Raw genomic sequence first — 20,072 nt, 5'->3', positions numbered from 1 at the left:
CCAGAATAAAAAACGGACCTTCTCAAGCCAAGAAGGTCCGTTTTTTATTCAATTAGCTCAACGCCGCTTTGAACTTATCAACACGTGAGAACAGCAGCCAATCCAATATCATAGCTGTAACAATCGTTGCTCCCGCGAGAGGAAATAGCACTGAAATAACCACAACACTCACCAAACCAGCCTTCCATAGGCCAGCATCACCAAACTTTGGTGGCGCGCCAAGCTTACGTTGACCTGATGGTCTACGCATCCACCACATCACACCACCAGTTACTGACACTACGATAAACGCCAAGCAGAACAAGGCGTTTAAAAGCTTGTTGATGATACTAATATCACCCTGGTGCAAAGAGATACCGACCGCTAATGTCTTGGCGATGACGTTGTAATCTTGCCAGGTCACTTCACCAAGGATACGACCTGAGTATTGATCTAGGTGCGTGGTACGATCTTGGGTTGGATCGATAATATCACCACCCATGGTATTCGCTGTCACCGTGTAAACACTCGTTTCTGAACGAGGGAAATTCACCTTGTAATGCGTGAAACCAAGAGATCGTGCTTTCTCAATAACATCATCAATTGCGAAACTGCTCGCCGCAATGACATGTTTAGAGTGGTCTTCTCCCATCTTAGAGTGATCATGAGGTTCAGACGCCTCTTCTACATGGTGGACGTGTTCAGCTGGCTTATCTTGAGACAACGGCAGCGGTGTCTGTTCTAGGTTCCATGGAAGCTCTTCTTCTGAGCCATGATTAAGCGATGCGTGCGTCTTATCTGACAATGGAATATCGTCCCACATTTGAGCCGGGAAAGTGCTCCATGCTTGAACAAGCTTCCCCCCCAAAAAACCTGTCCACGCCAGTCCTGAAAGGATAAACAGCAGCAGAATAAGAGATAACGTGCCACCTATGTTCGCATGCAAGTCTCGCATCAGTACGCGTTGGCCAGATGACACTCTCAACTTAAGAAAGCCTGCACGGCTCGCATTGTCTCTTGGCAACCATAGGTAAATGCCACTGATAAGCAACAGAATCGACAAGCTGATCGCGACTTCAATCAGATAATCACCCCAATCGCCAATCAATAACGTGCCGTGGATGTCGTTTACCAACTGGTACAGGCTGTCACTGCGTGGTACTTCACCGACAACTTCACCCGTGTATTGATTCACAGTTGCGAAAACAGATGTGCCATCTTCCAGAGAGACTGAAAATCGGTTTGCCAAATCAGGCGCTTTGCTTGGTACAAACTGTGTCACCGAACCTTGTGGATATTGATTTTGGACTGCAGCTAACTGCTGCGAAACCTTGATCGGCTCACCGGATACTGTAATTTCAATCGCTTCTTGATGAAAAGCCAGTGCGATCTCATCGTCAAACAACATCACTAAACCAGTAATACTTAGCATCAGCATAAATGGGATAACGAACAACCCAGCATAAAAATGCCAGCGCCAGGTGAGAAAGTAGAGGGTTTTATTGCGCTCTTTGCTTTTAATATTGATTTTCGCACTACTTGTAGACTGCGAAGTTGCTTGTACCTTCACAGGAGTTTGAGATTCATTTCTCAACATTATTATTTCCTTTGACATGCGCAAACGAACCTTCTGAAAAATCAGAAAGTCACTAAGGCATGTTTAACTTTACTTAATACTATATTTTTTTAATTATTTTAATGAGTGAGGTTTAAGCAGTAACAAAGGGAGGGCCACGGGGGGCTTGTCTCGAATAGCGTTCGCTTAGAGCCAAAAAAGCGTAGCTGTCTGAGACAATAAAACTCAGTCGAGTTGTGAGTAGTGTAGTGGGAAGTTCATCTTGGTGAAATGTGGAAAAATGGTTAAACGGACACGGCTTTCCTTTATGAGTATTGGGTTCGCCTTCTTCGATTTGAACCAACTCAAAGCCATTGACCGTACATAGCGACGCCCATACTCCCGCACTATTACCATGAGCATTGATAACAGGCATTAATGTCACTAGCGCCCAGCTTAATGCTGTTGCAAGTAACATGGAGAAGTTGAACGAGGTTCGGCGCATTATTCCAAGTCTTTATAGATTTCCCTTATTATGAGGCACTTGTTATATAGGTAAATGTAAAGATTAACATCAGGTTAATAAGTTGAAGCCAACGCACACTCTTTTTAGTTAAAAACTGGTTACGCGAATTGAACATAACCCATATTATTCATGTACGTGCAGCTCCCGGCTAGAAAGCCAACAATAAAAAACGCCGCCTATATTTTCCAATAAAGGTAAATATAGGCGGCGTTTTAGACGTTGAATCCGGAGGTCTGCGCTTTATTAACAGCTAAGCAAGCAAACGCTCTTGATTAACCCATTAACCGAAAATCTTGCTCCAGATACTTGGGTTACGCTTCTCATGGTACTCTTCACGAAGGCCATCAATCGCACGCAGCTCTTGTTTTGCTGCTTCGAAATCGCCTTGGTCTAGCTTATGTTCAATGCTATCGATCGATAGACTGATCTTCTTGAAGCCTTCCATGAAGTTTTCTTCTTTCTCTACTGGGTACACACCCGTTTTTAGTTCTGCCACTAATGTATCTAAACGAACGATAGGTTTTTGCATCTCTTCAATGCTTTGAGCTTCTGCCGCTTGTTTGAATGCAAGCTTCATTTCTTGCATGTTTTTCTTAAGGTCAACGTTAGCAAATGCGTTGCCAGACATTACTGCTGCAGCGATTAGGCCAGATAAAAGGATTGAGCGAGTTTTCATTGTTTCTCCAAGTGAAACTGTGACTTTGAAGATAGCGCCATCATTATTGCAGCGCTTCGACTTTATTATTTTCCGGCTAGTGTATACAAAAATCCGTCAGGCACAAAAATTGATTGTGTCGAAATGCAAACCCGCCGACATTCTCTTAAACAAGCGCTGAGTATTCTGGGATCTCATTGCGACCACGCAACGCCAGAAACGACAAGAATTGCTGCGGTGAATGAGTAATCACCTTATCCGAGTCAATGCCAACTTCATCGAGTAGTGTAGCCACAAGATCCAAACCACCAACATCATTGCAAAAATGCGCATCGCTACCCGATGTGATAAATGCCCCTTTTGCTTTTGCTATTCTCGCGATCTCGTAGCAACGGCCGACACTACCGACGCGGCTATTGCCTTTCAGTGTCGTGTTATTTATCTCGATGGCGACATTGTGTTCTACCGCAAATTGAATGACCGCTTCAAAGTCGAAATCAAAATTAGGATTACCCAAATGGCCAAGTGCATCGACTCGACCACTTTTAATAACATTCAAGAGAGCCTCAGTATGATCTGCAGAGTCTGACGGGCGGAATACAGGTTCATGAAAGCTAGCAATCACCCAATCTAGGTTCTTATCAACACTTGGGTGAATATCGATTTCACCCTGAGTGTTCATAATGTTTGATTCAACGCCGCGAATAATCGCAACGCCTTCGATAAAACGAGGAAGTACACGCTGATTGCTAAAGAACCAGTAGTGTGGCGCGCCCGGCATTGATTCTGAATGGTCAGTGGTACAGAACATAGCAAGGCCGTTTTGTTTTGCCGATTTAGCATTTTCAATCAATGTGCTGTAGGCATGGCCACTGGCGTATGTATGGGTGTGAGTGTCTACCTTTAATTCCATATATCAATGCCCTCTCTTGCTATCTAAACTTTTCAGAAAATAAACCTAAAGCCTCTGCTTGGAATTGAGTGCCTTATGGTATCAATAGAGCCAGTTTATCAGCACAAAGTGACAATTAGCACCTTAACCTAACGCTTTCTTATAACTAATTGCCCGGTTGCTACAGGGCAGGCTGTCACCTCTACCTTCACCCAATCTTCTATCGGTCGGCTTCATTATCATAGCGACAGGCTAGCCTGGTAATTGGGCCAATTTTTTGCAACCTACCCAAGTTCGTCAATACTTAAACCAGTTCACACGCTGGAGTGTTAGATGAGACGAAGACGTTATCCGCTGAGTATCCACATCACTAGCCTTTTCCTGATTTTGACAACGTTTGTCGGTGCAGTTTTGATATCAATAAGCTATCGGCATTCTCAAGAGTTGCTATTAGGAACCGTTCGCGAGGTAAGTAATGAGCACCGTGACAAGCTAGAGTCGGTGTTCAAACAAGCGATAGCCCCGGTTATCACCACATTGAATGTGATGGCGGTGAGCCCTTTTGTTAATCAGCAAAGTGTTTCTATCGAAAAGGAGTCTTGGCTAGCGTCGGTTGATATCATCTTCAAACAGAATACCAATTTGGTCGCGCTCTTCTATGGTTCGGAAGATGGCGACTTCAGAATCTTTCGCCCCTTAAGCACTAATAAACAAAGAGCCGAAAACAATGCCCCTGCCAAAGCGACCATGATGGTCAGCAGCACCAATTTGGATGGCGAGAACTTTATAACTTTCCTCGATGGCGCACATCAGGTAATCAGCACAGTTCAAAGCGAGAGTAAATTCAACCCAACGACTCGTACTTGGTATCGCAATGCAAAGCCCGATGGATCAATACATCTATCCGAGCCCTATCTTTTTTATTTCCTGAAAACCAATGGCATAACGCTTTCTAGACGTTCAGCCGATGGCAAGCATGTGGTGGGTGCTGACTTCACGCTGAGTTCACTCTCTTCTCAGATCAGTGAGCTGGCCTATTCTCCACAAACCAGACTCGCTCTATTCGATCAACACTTTAACCTTCTTGGTCAGCATCAACTTAATTTAACTACTTCGAACCTCACACTCGAGGCTAACAATGCCAACACTGGCAATGGGCAACGCACAGGTAAGCCCTCTGGCAGTGAGCAAGAACAAACCTTCTTCAACATCCCTAAACGAGATCAAATGGAAGCGTTAAAAGCATCTGTTTTGGGCTCACTAATCTCAGATGAACAGAAATTTAATCTCGAGCTAAAAAACGTAGAGTACAACCTGAACACATGGGCACTGACCTTAACTCCGGTTGAGCTCACCCCAAACGTAACCCTCTATTTGGCAGAAGCAACACCACACAATGAGCTACTTTCCGATCTCATTTCGATGCGTGACAAACAGGTCGCCGTCGCGATTGGGATGTTGTTTATCTGCTTTGGTATCGTGTGGCTAGTGGCTAATCGCCTGTCCCAGCCACTCAATGCCTTGATGCAGCTTACCGATAACATCGCACGCTTTGATTTCCGTCGTACCCACTATCCAAAGAGCATGATTAAAGAGGTCGCGAACCTCGCCCACTCCATTGAGTTGATGGAACACACGCTTCATGACCTCATCAACTTACTTAGAGACACGGCAGGAAATCAGGAGTTCTCAATACTTGCCAAGAACATTGCTCATCAAAGCTATCTGATAACCAAGGCCGAAACCATTGTGCTGTTTACACAATCAGAAGAGAAAGACGTGTTTGATACTGCGGCCAACCTAGCGATCATTCCCTTTAAAGCCGACATCAATGACTTCATCAAACACACACCTTGGTTACTGTGCAAACTTAAATCAGGAGAGACCATCCACTTAAATCGAGAAGACAATGTGCTCAACTATTATCAAGACTCAATCTTCAATTCAGACCTGTACCTGTTCCCATTGTTGAACCGTGAAAAGCTGTTGGTTGGTATTGTGGCGATTGGCTATGAAAGACCCATTACCAAAGCTCAGGCCGATAAACATGCCTTTTTACGAGAGTTGTTAAGCTTTGCGGAAATAGCCAAGGACAACATTGACCAAATGCAACAGCAAAAAGACATGCTCAATGCCTTTATCGAGTTAATAGCATCTGCGATTGATACCAAATCCCCATACACTGGCGGTCACTGCCAACGAGTACCCGAACTGACCAAATGGTTAACCCAAGCGACTATCGATGACGACCGTTATTACCCTCAGTTCTCTCTGGACAACAAACAGTGGGAGGAGTTGATGTTAGCCGCGTGGTTACATGACTGCGGAAAAGTCACCACACCAGATTATGTAGTAGACAAAGCAACCAAACTCGAGACCATTTACGACCGAATCCACGAAGTTCGTATGCGATTTGAGTTACTCAAACAACAAGCTGAAACCAACTACTGGAAAGCCATGGCGAATGGTGAACTTCAGGAAGAGCAACTACAGATCCTCGATCAAACCCTATCAACTCTCGATGAAGAGTTTACCTTTGTTGCGCAGTGCAACCTTGGCGGTGAATCAATGACACAAGAACAGCTAGAACGATTAGACCAAATAGCCAAGCGTCAATGGAAACGAACGTTAGACGATCAGCTTGGAATATCTTGGGCTGAAAAAGAGAGGTACAACACGTGGCAAAAATCGACAGAATCTGCCAATGCTAAGTCGAATAACGATGAACAGACATTACCGGTGATGGAGCCACTGCTTGCGGACAAGCCAAAGCACACGATTCCATGGGATAACGGCTTCAACCCATCAGAATTGTGGCAAGAAGAGTTCGTTCTTAAGCCAGGAGAGGTTAAATATAATCAAGGCGAACTGCACAATTTGAAGGTCAATCGTGGCACTCTCAACGAAGAAGAACGCTTCATGAACAGTGACCACATCATTCAGACCTTCACTATGTTAAACAAACTCCCTTACCCACCTTACCTACAAAATATTCCCGAAATTGCCAGTGGGCATCATGAACGTATCGATGGCAAGGGCTACCCACGAGGGTTGAGCGAAGACCAATTACCTCTACCGTCGAGAGCCATGGCAATTGCTGACGTATTTGAAGCGCTGACTTCGAGCGATCGTCCGTATAAAAAAGGAAAGATACTCAGTGAATCGCTCAACATTATGACCGACATGGCCACTAGCGGTCATATCGATCCCAAACTCTATTTACTGTTTCTAGAAAACAAGATCTACGACAAATACGCCGAACAGTTCCTTGAAATAAACCAACGATGCGAGGTTGATGAAACTCAACACATCGACAAAGTAAAAGAGTACATACGCTCACTCTTTTAAACGGTTAGCGCTTAACTATTGGCTGTAAACCCAACATCGAGCTCTCTTTGGAACTGCTCGTCGGCTTGGTTGCTTGCCCAGTTTTACTGTGCTTTTTCGCTAACAAGGTGTTTGTGATGCTCGCAGCGACAATCAGATTAATACCGACCAACTGCTGAGTAGAAAATACATCATCAAAGAACACACCTTGCCACAGTGCACTAAACAACATGTTGGTGAAAATTAACGGAGCCAGTTGAGAGCCGCTTTCTGCAAGCTTGTAAGCCTTTGAACGGAAGATCTGTGTATTAACAGTACATAGCGCCAATCCAAATGCACCTATTCCAATCCAGCCGATTTGGTCAACCGTCTTTAAAGTATTAAGAATACTTGAGTCTGCTTGCACTCCAGAAGCGCCTTGTATTGAGGTGAATACCAACATTGGGATAACGAGTATTGCCGCAACCAAGAATGTCCAAGCGTTGAGCTCTGCAGGTGTGAGACTGGTTTTAGAAGCGCGATACAAACTCACTTGTGACGCTGAGTTGAATACTCCAGCCAATAAACCAAGCAGTAATTCAGGTCTCAAGAACTCAGAGCCAAATTTAAACTGCGACCAATCTCCTGCCATCATCACAACGCCGACAAAGGTTATCGCTAAACAAAATATGGTTGTTGTATGAATCTTGGTCCCAAACATTAATTTTTCTAACAAAGGAATGAATAGCGGCCCAGTACTAAACAGCACCACACCTTCCACCAGCGTTAAAGTTTGTAACGACGTAAGAAAACACCACTGACATGCCACCATGAATATCGCGCGCATGACCAATGGCTTCCACATATTTCCTGTCGGCCTGCTGATTTTAGAAAAGATAAGAAAAAAGAATAAGAGCAAGCTAGGTAAGAAAAAGCGCACGAAGCTTAGTAATGAAATAGGCATCGCTTCCGATAGATACTTCGCCACTAAACCGCTTAAAGACAAACTGAATGTAGACAACAACATGAAAGTCGTCGCCTTGGTAATATCAGACATAATTATCACCTCCTATGCTGTCTATTTTAGAAGCGTGACGTAATTAAAAATAGCGAGTAATATTAACCATAACTGTAAGGAAAACTTACCAATGAAAAAGCTCGTCCCGCTTAAATCCGTTTACGCTTTCATTGCTGTTGCAGAAACTGGCAGCATGACCGATGCCGCTCGTGTGTTGTATGTCAGCCACTCTGCAGTAAGCCAAGCCATTAAGTCTTTAGAACAACAGGTCAATAGGCCTCTGTTTCAGCGAGTAGGTCGTCGCGTTGTCCTTAATGCCGCAGGTAAACGTTATTACCGCAAGGTCGCTCCTGCATTGGAACAGGTGATAGAGGCGACTGAAGAGCTAGCAAGGACGCCCAATGACCATCGCATCACCCTCAATATGGTGAATTCGCTTGCAATGCATTGGTGGATCCCCCGCGTCCCCGACTTTCAAGCTTTCGCTCCGTCACTTGATATTCGTATTTCAACACTCACGGGTCCTTTCGATATTGAACAAGAAGGGGTTGATATTGCTCTTGTGCATGGCAAACCCAATGAGTGGGAACGTTACTACAGCGAAAAACTAGGCGATGATGATCTGGTGCTGGTGTGCAGCCCTACACTACTTGCAAACAATAAAGAGTTAAGCGTCATAGAGCTTGTCGAACAGAACCCTACAATTGGTGTTTTTAACCCTAGGCGCAAACACGACTGGCAAGTATGGTGCGACCATTATCAAGTCCCTATACCCAGTTTCCACAGCAATCTAACGTTTGATGTATCGATTCAAGCAGTACAAGCCGCCATTCGTTCACTTGGCGTATTAGTCACCCATCGCTTGTTTGTAAAAGATGACATCAGCCACGGTATGCTGGTAGAGCTTGGCGAGCCAGTCGCTAACCCACACCAAGATTTCTATTTTGTTTGCCCAAAAAACAAGTTAAAACAAGAAAGTGTGCTACAACTGAGAACATGGTTAAGACATGAATTTGCCAATTCAGACATGACGCTTAACGATAGAGCACAAGAAGAGAATAACGATAACATCCAATAGAACCGTTACTTACAAGAGGCCATTATGATCATTACCACCACACAATCCGTCGAAGGTAAACGCATTGTCGACTACAAAGGGGTTATTGCCGGAGAAGCTATCTTAGGGGTGAACGTATTCAAGGATATGTTTTCTGGTATTCGTGATTTTGTTGGTGGACGTTCTGGCACCTACGAAAAGGAACTCGAGAAAGCACGCAACTATGCATTCAAAGAGTTAGAACAGAAAGCCATTGAAGCCGGAGCAAACGCCGTCGTGGGTGTCGACATCGATTATGAAGTGCTTGGCACAGGTAACGGCATGCTAATGGTGTCTGCCAGTGGCACAGCGGTAGTTGTTGCTTAACTAATTACAGATTGATTCTGAGCCTAGCTAACCACCAAACCTCGCCACCCGGCAAGCAATCATGTGGTTATCAATAAAAACGCCCCTTGGCTAAATCGCTAGCTAAGGGGCGTTTTTGTATGCGTTGCTAAGATTAGGTTTGAATATCTTTAGCTCGCGCGTTCTGCTGGCTTAGAGAGCATGGCATCAAAAGAGGCGATTCGAGCCAAAAACTCTTTTCGATCTTTAGGCATAATCGAGCTTGCCATCGGTAAGTTCGCCTTCATCGCATCGACAGCTCGACCACGAACCAACACCTCAAAATGCAGATGAGGACCCGTGAGACGCCCCGTTGCACCCGATAGCGCAATTTTCTGACCTCGTTTAATTTGCTGCCCTTTCTTGACTAAGAATCGGCTCAAGTGAAGATAACGAGTGGTGTATACGCTGTTGTGTTCAATAACCAAGTATTTCCCGGCATAAGGGTGGTCACGAAGCGCTACAACACGGCCATCACCCGTTGAATATACCGGAGCACCCACTGGCGTTGCAAAGTCAGTACCATTGTGCGGCGAGATTCGGCCTGTCACTGGGTGTCTTCGTTTCGGGTTGAACGATGAGGTAATTCTTCGGAACTTTCTATCGACAGGGTATCTATCAAAGGCTTGCTCTAGACTATTGCCCTCTCTGTCATAGAAAAGGCCATCTGGTGCTAGAAAAGCTGCCACTTCGCGGTTTCGTAATTGAATTGAGATACCTTGAACTTCTGTTTTGCCCGTTAGATGACCATCCGTATATTGCTCTTTGACCAACACATTGAAGCGGTCACCAGCTCTCAGCTCACGAGCGAAGTTAACTTTATCTTTCAACGTGCGCGTAATATTGGCTATCTGAGCTGTCGTCAGCCCTGTTTTGTATGCCGATGTTGAAAAACTCCCTTGGACACTACCCGCATAGAGTTTTTCTTTCCATTCACCTGGGATCTCGTGGAATTCATAGGTGAAGCTATCATCATCGTTTCGAGTAAAGGTAGCTTGCTCAACCAGACTTTCGTGATAAATCAGCTCCACAAGCTGTTTAGAGTCGCCATCCAAGAGTAGTTCTAAGTGATCACCTGGCTTGATTGTATCGAGTTTCAAAGACTCAAGATCCGCTCCCATAATCTTATGAACGGTTTCATAAGGCAGATTCCAAGATGAAAAGATGTTGCTGAGGGTATCCCCTACTTTCACAAAGTAGTGAATTTTAACTACTGAGCTGATCTGGGTTTGTACCTGCGCCTGTTCTTCACCGTCCGTGTGCAATTCTTGATAAGGCGTTATTTTTATTGAAATTTCTTTTTCTGGTTCGGAATAAAAGGAAAGGAAAGCAGCAAGTGAAAATGCACTGATTGCAATAATAATCAGGCTAATACGGAGGTACTTCATAAAATACTTAACGGTTAAAACAAGGAACTTAGAAAGTGTTATAACATAACAATCAAATCAAAAAAACAAACGAAATGTAAGAAACCATTCTTTTGAAAGCATAAAAATATGGTGGGCTTAAGAAACCCACCATAGCATCAAAGCTTTATTCTTCACGAAGCGCCTCAAAACGATCTAAACCTCGAAGCATTTCAAAGTCCGGTTCTTCAGCCAACAACTCTCGCATTGAGCCACTGGCTTCGACAGAACGTTCTAAATCATCAATCGCTTGCCCTTCAGCTCCCAACCTCGCGTAGGCACACGCCCGCTGATATAAAGCATGAGCGTTCTGGTCATCCACCTCTAACACGCGATTACACAAGCTCATCGCCCAATGGTATTCTTGAATCTCCATTGCTGCGTCCGCTTTGTATGTCAAGGCTTCCAAATCCCCGGGACGAACCTTCAAAATTTCATCATAAATTTCAATTTTCTGTTCCGCGGTTTGCGCATTTTGCGCCCTCAACCATAGATTGTGGATCTCATTGATGATTTCGATTTCTCGGTTGTTCTCCGAAATGATTCTGGTTTTACGTTTAAGGTCCCTCTCTAGAACATTAAACTTCTTCTCATAATCTTGGGCAATAGTATTGAGCCGCTGGTCTGCCATCTCTTTGGTGGTGTGTTTTAGCTCTTTGAGCGATTGCCAACCTACCAATGCGATTAAAGAGGCAACACCTGCAATAATGTAGAAGAAATAGGTAACGGTGACATTGGCGTAGTTGAGCGACTTATCTGCCACGGCTAGTTCACGGTCCGTCATCTGAATGGTTAAGCGCCTTTCAAGATCTTGCTGCTCCATTCGTAGCTGCTTCAATTCATCCAAGACATAGCGTTCCATCAGGGGTCTATCCAAATACTCTTTGTCCGAGTACTTAAATTCTTCGCTTGCAAAACTCATTGTGCTGAACACTGAGATAACTGCAACCAATAAGATTCGAAGCATTATATATTCCTTATAGATTTATCTTTAACCTAACTGTATCTCGTAATAGGCATACAATCTAGGAAGTCTGCAAGTTTGTCTATCCATATAACATCAAGAAACTTAATGTTGTTTGCACAAACAAAAAACCATAGCTTGTTTGCTATGGTTTTCTTTTATCCGTTCACTTACTTGGATTGGTTATCCAGCATCACTTTCCAATATTCACATTTAGGTAAAGCTCTGGGTTGGCAAGCTTTCACCACCTTTAAGATCGGCGCCAGTCACTCGCCAAAAGCTGCGAGTCACCCAATTACTATGATAAATGAAATCGTTGAGTAACGTGAGAATCACTTGTTTCTACAATCGATTCCATCAACAACCCAGCATAAACTCCATTATGAGCCACTAATTGTTGATGGTTACCTTGCTCAACAATTTCACCCTTTTCCAACACCAGAATGGTGTCTGAGTGACGAACAGTACTCAAACGGTGTGCAATCGCTATCACGGTTTTATCTTTGAACAGACGCTGCATCGCTTTTTGGATCAGGTCTTCGGTAATGGAATCTACCGAGCTGGTTGCCTCATCCAGCATCATCAATTGACCACCCTGTGCAACCGCGCGAGCGAACGAAATAAGCTGCGTTTGCCCCACAGACAAATTAGAGCCGTTCTTTTCCAAGTGGAAGTCATAACCTTGAGGGAGTTGTTCAATAAACTTATCGGCATAAACATAACGTGCCGCTTGTTCAACTTCGATGCTTGATAGATGCTCTTTCCCAAGCGCAATATTGAACGCAATTGTCTCCTCAAATAAATGCACATCTTGCATCATCATTGAAAACAAATGCGCAGAGTTTTCGCTAGAGATCTGCGACAACTCTATCCCATTCAAAAAAATGCTGCCTTCATAGTCTTGGTAGGTTTTAGAGATCAAACGCAGAATCGTCGACTTACCCGAGCCCGTAGAACCCACAAGTGCGATTTGATGCCCTTTTTCCAATACAAACGAGACACTCTTTAGAACGTATGGAGAATCGTCTTTGTAACGGAAGCTCACGTTCTTAAACTCAAGGCTCACAAACTGTTCGATCTGTTTTTCAACCTTGTCAGATGGTAGCAAATTGCGTCCTTCCTCTTCAGTCGGCTCAACAAACAGTTCTTCAATATGGTCAAACGCTGCAAATGAACTCTGAATCGAAGCGATCTGCGAAGTAAAGTCGCGGATCGGGACAAATACTTTCTCTAATGTGTTGATGAACGCAATCAGCACACCCAAGGTGAGTGCCCCTTCTAACACTTGCTCAGAGCCATACCAGATCATAATTGCGATGGTGATAGAGGTGATGCCAGAGATAAACGAGAACAAAATCGCATCGTATTTATTTATCTTCTTCTGCGCTTTTAAAAACTCATCGGTATAGCCTTGGTAGCGTTGCTCAACTTGCTCTTCCGCTCGGTACATCTGAACAGTTTTCATACCAAATAAGACTTCTTGTAGAAAACCAATACCGCGAGCGAGCGAAGAACGAGTCACCTTATATAGAGCGCGAAGTCGGTTTCTCACATACACCGTCAAGTACATCACTGGCGGCATGATAATCAATACAATCATCGTTAACTGCCAATCAATGAAGAACATCATCACCAACAGAGCAATGGTATTAATGCTGTCTTTAACTAGCCCTACAACCGATTGAACGAACGTCTCGCCGATGGTTTCCAAGTCACTGGTTAATCGTGAAAGCGTTACACCAATCGGTGTGTTATCAAAATAGCTACGCGGCAGTTTAAGCACGCGTGCAAACAACACTGAGCGCATGTCAGTTATCGTGTATTGCCCAGTTTTACGCAGGTTATACGAATAGGTGGTATCTACTACATAACTCGCCACCAGCACGACAATCAAATAGAAGACGTATTCAAGCAGTCCATCCATATCCCCATGGCTCAGGTGAACATCGATCACTTGAATGATAAGCCAAGGGAACAACAAACTCGTGATGACAGAAAGAGGAAGCATAGCGATACCAAGAATCGCAGAGCCTTTGTATTTCTTAGCAAACTTAAAAAAGTGCTTGAGGTACTTGAGGTCAACACCTTTTAACATGCTGCTGCCTCCGTTTCATTCTGCTGTAACTGCCATGTATCGTAATAGTAATCACACTTTTTCAATAACGTCGCGTGGTCACCCTTCGCGATCACTTTCCCTTCATTCAATACGATGACTTCATCCATATATTCAAGGGCATTAACGCGGTGTGAAACCACAAGAACCGATTGATTTTCCAAACGCTTAAACAAACCTTCCAAGATCTTACGTTCTGTTTCATAGTCGACAGCCGATAGAACGTTGTCCATGATGATCAGATCAGTGGGTTGTAATAAAGCACGAGCAATACTCAAACGCTGCTTCTGACCACCCGACAACATGATCCCTTTTTCACCAACCAAGGTTTGATCGCCATGCTCAAAACGCGTCACGTCACTGGCCAACTGGCTGAGCTCAAGCACTTCATCGACCTGACTCTTTGCCAAATAAGTATCTAAGCTACCAAAGCGGATATTGTCTTCGACGGTTGCTGAAAAAAGATAAGGGTCTTGAGTCACGGTTTTCACATAACGACGTAAATCACTGCGCGAGAAACTAGTGACATCTTTTTCGCCAAGAAAAACCGAACCTTCTGGAACGTCTAGATGATGATTCAAACAATTCACTAATGTCGTTTTTCCTGCGCCGATTCCGCCTAGCACACCCACTTTCTTACCCGCTGGAATATCAAAGCTGATGTCATCAAGAATCAAGCGTTCTTCACCAGCGTAACTAAAGCTAAGATTGCGAACGGAAAACGTTTTTCCCTTTAGCGATTCAACATCTAATTCAGAGAGCTGCTCTTCATCTAGCTCTGGGACTTTGGCATTAAGGATGGTTTGTGCACTTTTAATGCCTACCATGCCGCGCTGATAAATCGTCGCGATTCGACCAAGTTGCATCAGCGGCATTGCGAGCAAAACCGAATAAGTTAGGAAAGCGGTTACCTCACCCAGTGTGAGTTCCTGCCTCATCAACATGAAACCACCCAAACCAAGAATGATAATTTTCATTAGGTCATTGGCATAATCGAGCACCGGCATAAAGAAGACTTGAATGCGAGTGATCTTAAGGCGACATTCAAGCAGTAGCTGATTGAGCTTTTCGGTTTCCGCCTTGACCCAAGGTGACATCTGCTGGCTCTTAATCAAATCAATCCCAGATAGGTAACTCATTAGCTGAGCAGACAGGTTTTGCAGTCGCTTCATGTGTTCTAAGTGCAGCGTTTTCATACGCTTGAAGCCCACACGGAAAATCACAAAAGCGATTGAGATAGGAATAGTCGAATAAAGCGTTAATTCTGGTGAAATACGCCACATATAAAGAGGCGTCAGCGACAGAGCTAGCAACACATTGAAGAACTGCAAAAAGCCTACCCCGAACATCAAACGAATCCCGCTAAGGTCATTATTGATGATTGAGATTAAACGACCTGAAGCGAAGCGTTCATGAAAGCTGCTTGGTAAACGATTCAACTTTTGTAAAAGGGTACTTTTGAGCGCTGCCTCTGTGATTCGCCCAGGGTTCAACGCATAAATACGAGATAAAATTCTCACCACAACCATAGCCACCGACATACCGACCACAATCCAAACATAGGTTTGAAGCTGTTGGTGGCCAGTGGAAGAGGCATCATCAATCAAATCTATCGCCAATTGGATATAACGAGGGATCTCTACTTGTAACCAGTTGACGAGAAAAATGAACACAATCGCCAACAAGTACGAGGTGCGATTCATACGCAGATAATGGGCAATAAACTGTCTTTTATTCATAGTATTCTTAGTTTGGGGCAGGCTCACAGCAAGATTTAGCGATATGACCGAGTAGTTAAGCTAGATAAGACCATCGCTGAGGTAAAGATACAGCAAAAACACTTGATTGATAATATCAACCATATTCAGTAATTAGTTACAGTTACTACATTTTAGCATTGCTAGAAACAACTTTGCCGCCAAAAGTGGCGGCAAAGAAAGAGCTTAACAGGCTTGTATTGATAAAAGTTAAAGCATCTCTTTGGCAATCAAATGCAGCAGAAACGTTTCCCGCTCAATGCTCATGCCCTTTTTAGGGCTCTCGGCCATGGTCTTCTCGTTATGAGCAATTGCGTCATGAATGTTAATCCACATAATATTCCCTATCAAATTTAATAAATAAAAATCAATAGCTTACAATAAATCAACAAGCGAGATGGCGACAAAGTGGCGACAAGTTTTGAGCTCTAAGATAAAAACAAGGCAACAATAAACCTATTTCCCGTCTTACTTCCAATCTAGGTTTTTGACCGAGCAAAATTTCAATATGACATGCCGTAGAATTAAATCTTGCACAACTTGGCACTCCGTACTCTATCGTTTATCTAAAGCTTTGTAGTTAGTATAGAATGCGACAATGTACAACTCCTTCCACCCTCATTATGAAAAACTTTATAAGTCTAATGACATTAGTCATTTTCGGAATAACTCTCCTATGTGCCATGCTACTTTCCACTATAGTTTTTGGCCTGGCTATCGATACTGGCAGCACTTCTTTTGGCAATTGGGCCATGTGGGTTGGAGCACTTGGAACAATCAGCACTTTGGTCTTCTTGATTAGGCAAAATCAACTAATTTCCCAACGCCAAGACCGAGTTGAAGCAGAAGAACGAAAATCTAAACAGTTACAGCTTGCAGAGCTACGAAAAAAAAGTTTTTATGACTTACTAGACGAGTTAGAAAACTATTCGAATCCAGCAATTCACTTTGAGAGAAAGTTAAAACTCTATAGTTCTATATATTCAACTCCCAAGCTCTCAGACATCGGAAGCCCAAAATTACCTCTGGTTCTTCGACATAACACAGAATTTTTAGAAGAAATCAAAACTACTTGCTTCTCCATATTGGAACATATGTGTCTGCTTGAAAAGAATACAAGTCGACATCAGCACAGAACCATATTTGAACTTTTGAAATTGCTGAGTTGCTTGCATGCTCAGCTTAATTTAAAGTTAACCGAGCCAGTAAAAGATGGTCATGTGATTGATTTAAAGCTAAAAATTCCGGTTATCAACTTGTTCCACATATCAAGAGACATAGCTTCTCTCTGGGATGCCGTAAATTATATATTTGACTTCGCCGAGTATGACGCCCAACTGCCAGGGCTTAACTTTGGCACCTCTAGTGATGATCAAATAAAAATAGGGTTAATCAAAAGCGCAGGAGTTGGGTCCTATAGATTGCTGCTTCCTCATACGAATAGACAAGTTACTCGAACTTTATGCACTGCTTATGATGTATTGTTTTACCAGCAATATGTTCATCAAAATGATGCCAATGCCTTGAACTTTGAATGTGTAGGTTTCTTAATCGGAGTCTTTTCTTCGGAAGAGCAGTTCTTTTCAATTATTGAGGATACTGAAGCCCAACTTGATTTGTTCACAAGCATTAAGGATGACCTCGATCATTACTTATTCATGGGTGACCTACCACGTGACAAGCCGCATAAATATAGCCAATTGTATAAGCAAGTAATAGCATCGCTTGAAGAGTTAAGTAAATCTTCCTAGTTCGACACATACTAAAATTACGCCCTAGGTCATTCCTATTAACTATGTCTACAAAGCAGTAGTAAATCGACACGCTCGATTGCTCAAACTTTCATAATATTGTCTTCAATAGAGTGAGAGGAAAGAAAAATGAGTGGATTCTACGTAATATTATTCCTAGCAATAACTTATAAAACTAGGATTAACGAGACTGGGAAAAAGGAAATTAACCTAAAAATCATCAACCTGTTACGATCAATTTTATTGCCTTGCATTGTAATTTTTGGTTTAACCGAAGCATTAGCAATGTTTCTTTCAAGTTGATGTAATCAACAAGGGAGGCGAACCATCTTAAACTTTGGTTCGTCAACTAACTTTATACTCCCCTGAAGAGCTTCCTGCAGAAATTGCTACTCGAGCGTTCTGCGTGACCTCATCTACTACAGCATTCGCGATAGCTTCAGCCATCATGCCAGCCATTGCGAATTCGCCATCAAGTACAAAGCCCTGGGCTTTCAGTTCGGTTTCTAGTTTCTGTTTCAATGATGTTTTGCTTAATGCCATTAGTCTTTTCCTGCATAAACGGTGGATGATACATCGACATGCGGTTTACCCATGAAGGGACAAATGCTAGCTCCGGTGCATACGCCTTTTCCGCCATTGAACTTGATGGTGTCAGCGTCTTCGGTGATGTTTTTAGCTTTGATGGTTCTAGAGCCTTTGACTGTTTCGGTGTGGTTACCATCAATTTCAGCGATTCGATTTTCTAGCACTTTGATTTGCTGATTTAGGCATTCAAGCTTATCGGCTTGGTCTGTCTTACGTTCAAAGTTGCCTTTCTGGTCGACTAATTGATAAACGCCTTTGCGCTGTTGGTATCGGCTTTCACCTTCTTTGATGCCTGGTAACTTGAAACCAAGTGGCAGTACGCAACGAATAAAGGGCTTGTCTGGTTGACCGAACATGAAACCGAGTTCAACAATACTGCCGATTGCCGGCGGCTCTAAACGACCAGCATGATCACCCAGACCAGGAACGGGAAGCGGCACCGCCTGCAGTGGTGACTTATCCTCATACTCCATGCCCTTTTCATCAAGTAGCTGGACATCCACCGCGTAGTGGGGATAGAAGCGATCAGATAAATCGCCCTCTTCAGGCAGCTCTGGTAGTGCTACGACCTTTCCCCAACGGGGTAAATGCCATCGCCCTGTGAATTCAGGGAACAACCTAAAGATAATGCGCTTGATGGTATTCACATCCATGTTAGCTTTGCCTCCGTCCCTTCAAACTCGACACCCACTAATCGAAGCCCATTAACCAAAACACCTGGCTTGAGCTTTGGGATAGCCGGTATCTTTACCGATTTGTTGGCGGTGTGGTTAGTCATGAGTGCATTGGGCAAAGTGATCGGCTTATCTGCCCAAAATGAGTCGGCCCAGCTGCCGACATACACTTGGCCATTGCCTTGCTGCTGCCAGAACAAATCATCGATGCTAAATGCCTGGGCTAGCTCATCGATGACTCGATACCCATTACCATCACTGTAGAAACAAGGAATGGCCGTTTTGCTGTAAGCCTTCTCAGGTACCACAAATTGAAGCCCCGTTTTATTGGTGACCTCACTCAGCAACTGCATAAGTGTGGGATGGCGCAATATGATATTGAGCGGTTTATAGAGAATGGCCGCGAGCTCACGACAAAACACTTTTGACCACCCTTTTTCAGAGGGTTGAACGCGTTCGATGTAACCCAAGAAGACACGAGTAATGTCATCACCCCACCCTAAATCAATCGCGATGAGCGTGTTTGGTTCAGGGTTACCTTCAACCGAAAGCTCACAACGACCAGGCGTATTTTCACTGAAGACAATACGATGGCTTTTCACCTTAGTTTTCTCTTTACCCAAGTAAGCGCGGCAAAGAAACTTGTTGTTGGTTGTCATTGGCCACGCCCTCGTCTAAGCCAGCGCATTATCCACACTTTTTAGCACTTTCATGACGCCCGTTAATTCCACTTGCGTGCCTGGCGGTACATCGTCAGTTTGTCCTGTTTCAACCGGTGTATTCACACCCTGCACTTTTTGCTGCGCTGCGGGTTTATCAGGTTGGCGCTGTTCGACTCGCTCTGGCACCGATAAGTGTTCGACCAGCTCAAACGAGACACTCCACTGACGGTGAGACTCTTGCTCATCCGCACGCACTACCCCTTGGAACTTCACCTGGCGAATTTTCAACGCCTCGGCTGTTTTGTTACTGATACGATAGATTTGGCGCGCGTCGCTTTCTTGCGCTTCGGCCATACTGAACAAGTTAGTCAGCAACTGGTTTTTGGTAAAAGGAATCACCCCTTTCACCGTCAGTATTTTACCCTTGCTGCCTGTTTCCGCTTGGTCAGTCGCCGAGGTTTGACCGGACATATCTTGCCCGGCCAATTGCTGGCGAACGCTAATACGTAGGTTCTTTAGTGGGAGCTGAGCGCCGTTAAGAATGAGCACGTCATCGACCTGGCATGGTTGGCCAAATGACCTCTTCCGCCTGACTAAACGCCTGGGGGATGTCTCGCAGTGCTTGTCTGTAAGCAAGATAACTTTCTTTGACTTCATCACTTAGCGGCGCATCAGGCATCATCACCCAATCCGTTTTGGCAATAAGTACATCACGGCGCTCTYGAACCTCTAGCCACTCTTCTTCAACTAAACCGTGTTCAGTCACAATCAATATTGTCATGCTA

18 protein-coding genes and 1 pseudogene are annotated in these 20,072 nt (G+C 44.0%); 4 read left to right on the top strand and 15 right to left on the bottom strand.

Features of this window, described 5'->3' with window-relative positions:
* Window positions 1-52: 52 nt before the first annotated feature.
* From L1D11_RS14865 to L1D11_RS14850, 4 genes are all read right to left on the bottom strand, one after another.
* Window positions 53-1,576 carry a PepSY domain-containing protein gene (locus L1D11_RS14865; RefSeq protein WP_239833794.1) on the bottom strand — a complete coding sequence of 508 codons (1,524 nt, stop codon included), beginning with the start codon at window positions 1,574-1,576 and terminating at the stop codon, window positions 53-55.
* A gap of 112 nt (window positions 1,577-1,688) precedes the next feature.
* A complete protein-coding gene (locus L1D11_RS14860) occupies window positions 1,689-2,039 on the bottom strand; it encodes a hypothetical protein (RefSeq protein WP_239832679.1) in 351 nt (116 codons plus the stop codon).
* A 301-nt stretch (window positions 2,040-2,340) separates the two neighbouring features.
* Window positions 2,341-2,736: a cytochrome b562 gene (locus L1D11_RS14855; protein ID WP_239832680.1), complete on the bottom strand. Its 396-nt coding sequence runs from the start codon at window positions 2,734-2,736 to the stop codon at window positions 2,341-2,343.
* Window positions 2,737-2,881: 145 nt separating this feature from the next.
* A complete protein-coding gene (locus L1D11_RS14850; protein ID WP_239832681.1) occupies window positions 2,882-3,628 on the bottom strand; it encodes a phosphatase in 747 nt (248 codons plus the stop codon).
* A 312-nt stretch (window positions 3,629-3,940) separates the two neighbouring features.
* Here L1D11_RS14850 and L1D11_RS14845 point away from each other — a divergent pair, with 312 nt between their 5' ends.
* The gene (locus L1D11_RS14845) at window positions 3,941-6,955 is read left to right on the top strand and encodes an HD domain-containing phosphohydrolase (RefSeq protein ID WP_239832682.1); all 3,015 of its coding nucleotides are present in this window, start codon (window positions 3,941-3,943) and stop codon (window positions 6,953-6,955) included.
* A 4-nt stretch (window positions 6,956-6,959) separates the two neighbouring features.
* Here the strand turns inward: L1D11_RS14845 and L1D11_RS14840 are convergent, their stop codons facing one another.
* Window positions 6,960-7,970, bottom strand: a complete 1,011-nt coding sequence (locus L1D11_RS14840) for a DMT family transporter (protein WP_239832683.1) — start codon at window positions 7,968-7,970, stop codon at window positions 6,960-6,962.
* Between the two features lie 91 nt (window positions 7,971-8,061).
* On the opposite strand from L1D11_RS14840, the gene L1D11_RS14835 reads away from it, so the two are divergent.
* Window positions 8,062-9,009, top strand: a complete 948-nt coding sequence (locus L1D11_RS14835; RefSeq protein ID WP_239832685.1) for a LysR substrate-binding domain-containing protein — start codon at window positions 8,062-8,064, stop codon at window positions 9,007-9,009.
* A gap of 24 nt (window positions 9,010-9,033) precedes the next feature.
* Window positions 9,034-9,354 carry a heavy metal-binding domain-containing protein gene (locus L1D11_RS14830; RefSeq protein WP_004730185.1) on the top strand — a complete coding sequence of 107 codons (321 nt, stop codon included), beginning with the start codon at window positions 9,034-9,036 and terminating at the stop codon, window positions 9,352-9,354.
* Between the two features lie 149 nt (window positions 9,355-9,503).
* On the opposite strand, the gene L1D11_RS14825 is transcribed toward L1D11_RS14830, so the two are convergent.
* From L1D11_RS14825 to L1D11_RS14805, 5 genes and pseudogenes are all read right to left on the bottom strand, one after another.
* The gene (locus L1D11_RS14825; protein WP_239832686.1) at window positions 9,504-10,760 is read right to left on the bottom strand and encodes a peptidoglycan DD-metalloendopeptidase family protein; all 1,257 of its coding nucleotides are present in this window, start codon (window positions 10,758-10,760) and stop codon (window positions 9,504-9,506) included.
* 145 nt (window positions 10,761-10,905) lie between these two features.
* Complete coding sequence (locus L1D11_RS14820) at window positions 10,906-11,745, bottom strand: hypothetical protein (RefSeq protein WP_239832687.1); 840 nt, start codon at window positions 11,743-11,745, stop codon at window positions 10,906-10,908.
* 295 nt (window positions 11,746-12,040) lie between these two features.
* Window positions 12,041-13,837 carry an ABC transporter ATP-binding protein gene (locus L1D11_RS14815; RefSeq protein WP_239832688.1) on the bottom strand — a complete coding sequence of 599 codons (1,797 nt, stop codon included), beginning with the start codon at window positions 13,835-13,837 and terminating at the stop codon, window positions 12,041-12,043.
* Window positions 13,831-15,594, bottom strand: coding sequence for an ABC transporter ATP-binding protein (locus L1D11_RS14810; RefSeq protein ID WP_239832689.1), 1,764 nt, complete (start codon window positions 15,592-15,594; stop codon window positions 13,831-13,833). Before L1D11_RS14810 ends, L1D11_RS14815 begins: the two co-directional genes overlap by 7 nt.
* 228 nt (window positions 15,595-15,822) lie before the next feature.
* Window positions 15,823-15,948 (bottom strand): annotated as a pseudogene (locus L1D11_RS14805) (DNA mismatch repair protein MutT); the annotation flags it as partial.
* 308 nt (window positions 15,949-16,256) lie between these two features.
* On the opposite strand from L1D11_RS14805, the gene L1D11_RS14800 reads away from it, so the two are divergent.
* Complete coding sequence (locus tag L1D11_RS14800) at window positions 16,257-17,363, top strand: hypothetical protein (RefSeq protein ID WP_239832691.1); 1,107 nt, start codon at window positions 16,257-16,259, stop codon at window positions 17,361-17,363.
* Between the two features lie 345 nt (window positions 17,364-17,708).
* Here the strand turns inward: L1D11_RS14800 and L1D11_RS14795 are convergent, their stop codons facing one another.
* The 5 genes from L1D11_RS14795 to L1D11_RS14775 are packed head-to-tail and all read right to left on the bottom strand — an operon-like array spanning window position 17,709 to window position 20,068.
* Window positions 17,709-17,906, bottom strand: a complete 198-nt coding sequence (locus L1D11_RS14795; protein WP_239832693.1) for a hypothetical protein — start codon at window positions 17,904-17,906, stop codon at window positions 17,709-17,711.
* The gene (locus tag L1D11_RS14790; RefSeq protein ID WP_239832695.1) at window positions 17,906-18,604 is read right to left on the bottom strand and encodes a hypothetical protein; all 699 of its coding nucleotides are present in this window, start codon (window positions 18,602-18,604) and stop codon (window positions 17,906-17,908) included. Before L1D11_RS14790 ends, L1D11_RS14795 begins: the two co-directional genes overlap by 1 nt.
* Window positions 18,595-19,284: a hypothetical protein gene (locus L1D11_RS14785; protein ID WP_239832696.1), complete on the bottom strand. Its 690-nt coding sequence runs from the start codon at window positions 19,282-19,284 to the stop codon at window positions 18,595-18,597. The genes L1D11_RS14790 and L1D11_RS14785 overlap by 10 nt, the downstream gene beginning before the upstream one ends.
* A 15-nt stretch (window positions 19,285-19,299) precedes the next feature.
* On the bottom strand, window positions 19,300-19,836 hold the full coding sequence (locus tag L1D11_RS14780; RefSeq protein ID WP_102512491.1) for an adenine glycosylase: 537 nt from the start codon (window positions 19,834-19,836) through the stop codon (window positions 19,300-19,302).
* A gap of 1 nt (window position 19,837) precedes the next feature.
* Window positions 19,838-20,068 carry a tail fiber assembly protein gene (locus L1D11_RS14775; RefSeq protein WP_239862603.1) on the bottom strand — a complete coding sequence of 77 codons (231 nt, stop codon included), beginning with the start codon at window positions 20,066-20,068 and terminating at the stop codon, window positions 19,838-19,840.
* Between the last annotated feature and the right edge of the window lie 4 nt (window positions 20,069-20,072).

This window comes from Vibrio sp. Isolate32 (assembly GCF_022397955.1).
Classification (GTDB): Bacteria; Pseudomonadota; Gammaproteobacteria; order Enterobacterales; family Vibrionaceae; genus Vibrio.
The sequence above is the reverse complement of the archived record's forward strand: the minus strand, read 5'-3'. Positions and strand labels throughout refer to the sequence as shown.

Excerpts from the sequence above, each read along its gene's own strand:
- L1D11_RS14865 (WP_239833794.1), bottom strand. The coding sequence starts at position 1,576 with ATGTTGAGAAATGAATCTCAAACTCCTGTGAAGGTACAAGCAACTTCG.
- L1D11_RS14860 (WP_239832679.1), bottom strand. The coding sequence starts at position 2,039 with ATGCGCCGAACCTCGTTCAACTTCTCCATGTTACTTGCAACAGCATTA.
- L1D11_RS14855 (WP_239832680.1), bottom strand. The coding sequence starts at position 2,736 with ATGAAAACTCGCTCAATCCTTTTATCTGGCCTAATCGCTGCAGCAGTA.
- L1D11_RS14850 (WP_239832681.1), bottom strand. The coding sequence starts at position 3,628 with ATGGAATTAAAGGTAGACACTCACACCCATACATACGCCAGTGGCCAT.
- L1D11_RS14845 (WP_239832682.1), top strand. The coding sequence starts at position 3,941 with ATGAGACGAAGACGTTATCCGCTGAGTATCCACATCACTAGCCTTTTC.
- L1D11_RS14840 (WP_239832683.1), bottom strand. The coding sequence starts at position 7,970 with ATGTCTGATATTACCAAGGCGACGACTTTCATGTTGTTGTCTACATTC.
- L1D11_RS14835 (WP_239832685.1), top strand. The coding sequence starts at position 8,062 with ATGAAAAAGCTCGTCCCGCTTAAATCCGTTTACGCTTTCATTGCTGTT.
- L1D11_RS14830 (WP_004730185.1), top strand. The coding sequence starts at position 9,034 with ATGATCATTACCACCACACAATCCGTCGAAGGTAAACGCATTGTCGAC.
- L1D11_RS14825 (WP_239832686.1), bottom strand. The coding sequence starts at position 10,760 with ATGAAGTACCTCCGTATTAGCCTGATTATTATTGCAATCAGTGCATTT.
- L1D11_RS14820 (WP_239832687.1), bottom strand. The coding sequence starts at position 11,745 with ATGCTTCGAATCTTATTGGTTGCAGTTATCTCAGTGTTCAGCACAATG.
- L1D11_RS14815 (WP_239832688.1), bottom strand. The coding sequence starts at position 13,837 with ATGTTAAAAGGTGTTGACCTCAAGTACCTCAAGCACTTTTTTAAGTTT.
- L1D11_RS14810 (WP_239832689.1), bottom strand. The coding sequence starts at position 15,594 with ATGAATAAAAGACAGTTTATTGCCCATTATCTGCGTATGAATCGCACC.
- L1D11_RS14800 (WP_239832691.1), top strand. The coding sequence starts at position 16,257 with ATGACATTAGTCATTTTCGGAATAACTCTCCTATGTGCCATGCTACTT.
- L1D11_RS14795 (WP_239832693.1), bottom strand. The coding sequence starts at position 17,906 with ATGGCATTAAGCAAAACATCATTGAAACAGAAACTAGAAACCGAACTG.
- L1D11_RS14790 (WP_239832695.1), bottom strand. The coding sequence starts at position 18,604 with ATGGATGTGAATACCATCAAGCGCATTATCTTTAGGTTGTTCCCTGAA.
- L1D11_RS14785 (WP_239832696.1), bottom strand. The coding sequence starts at position 19,284 with ATGACAACCAACAACAAGTTTCTTTGCCGCGCTTACTTGGGTAAAGAG.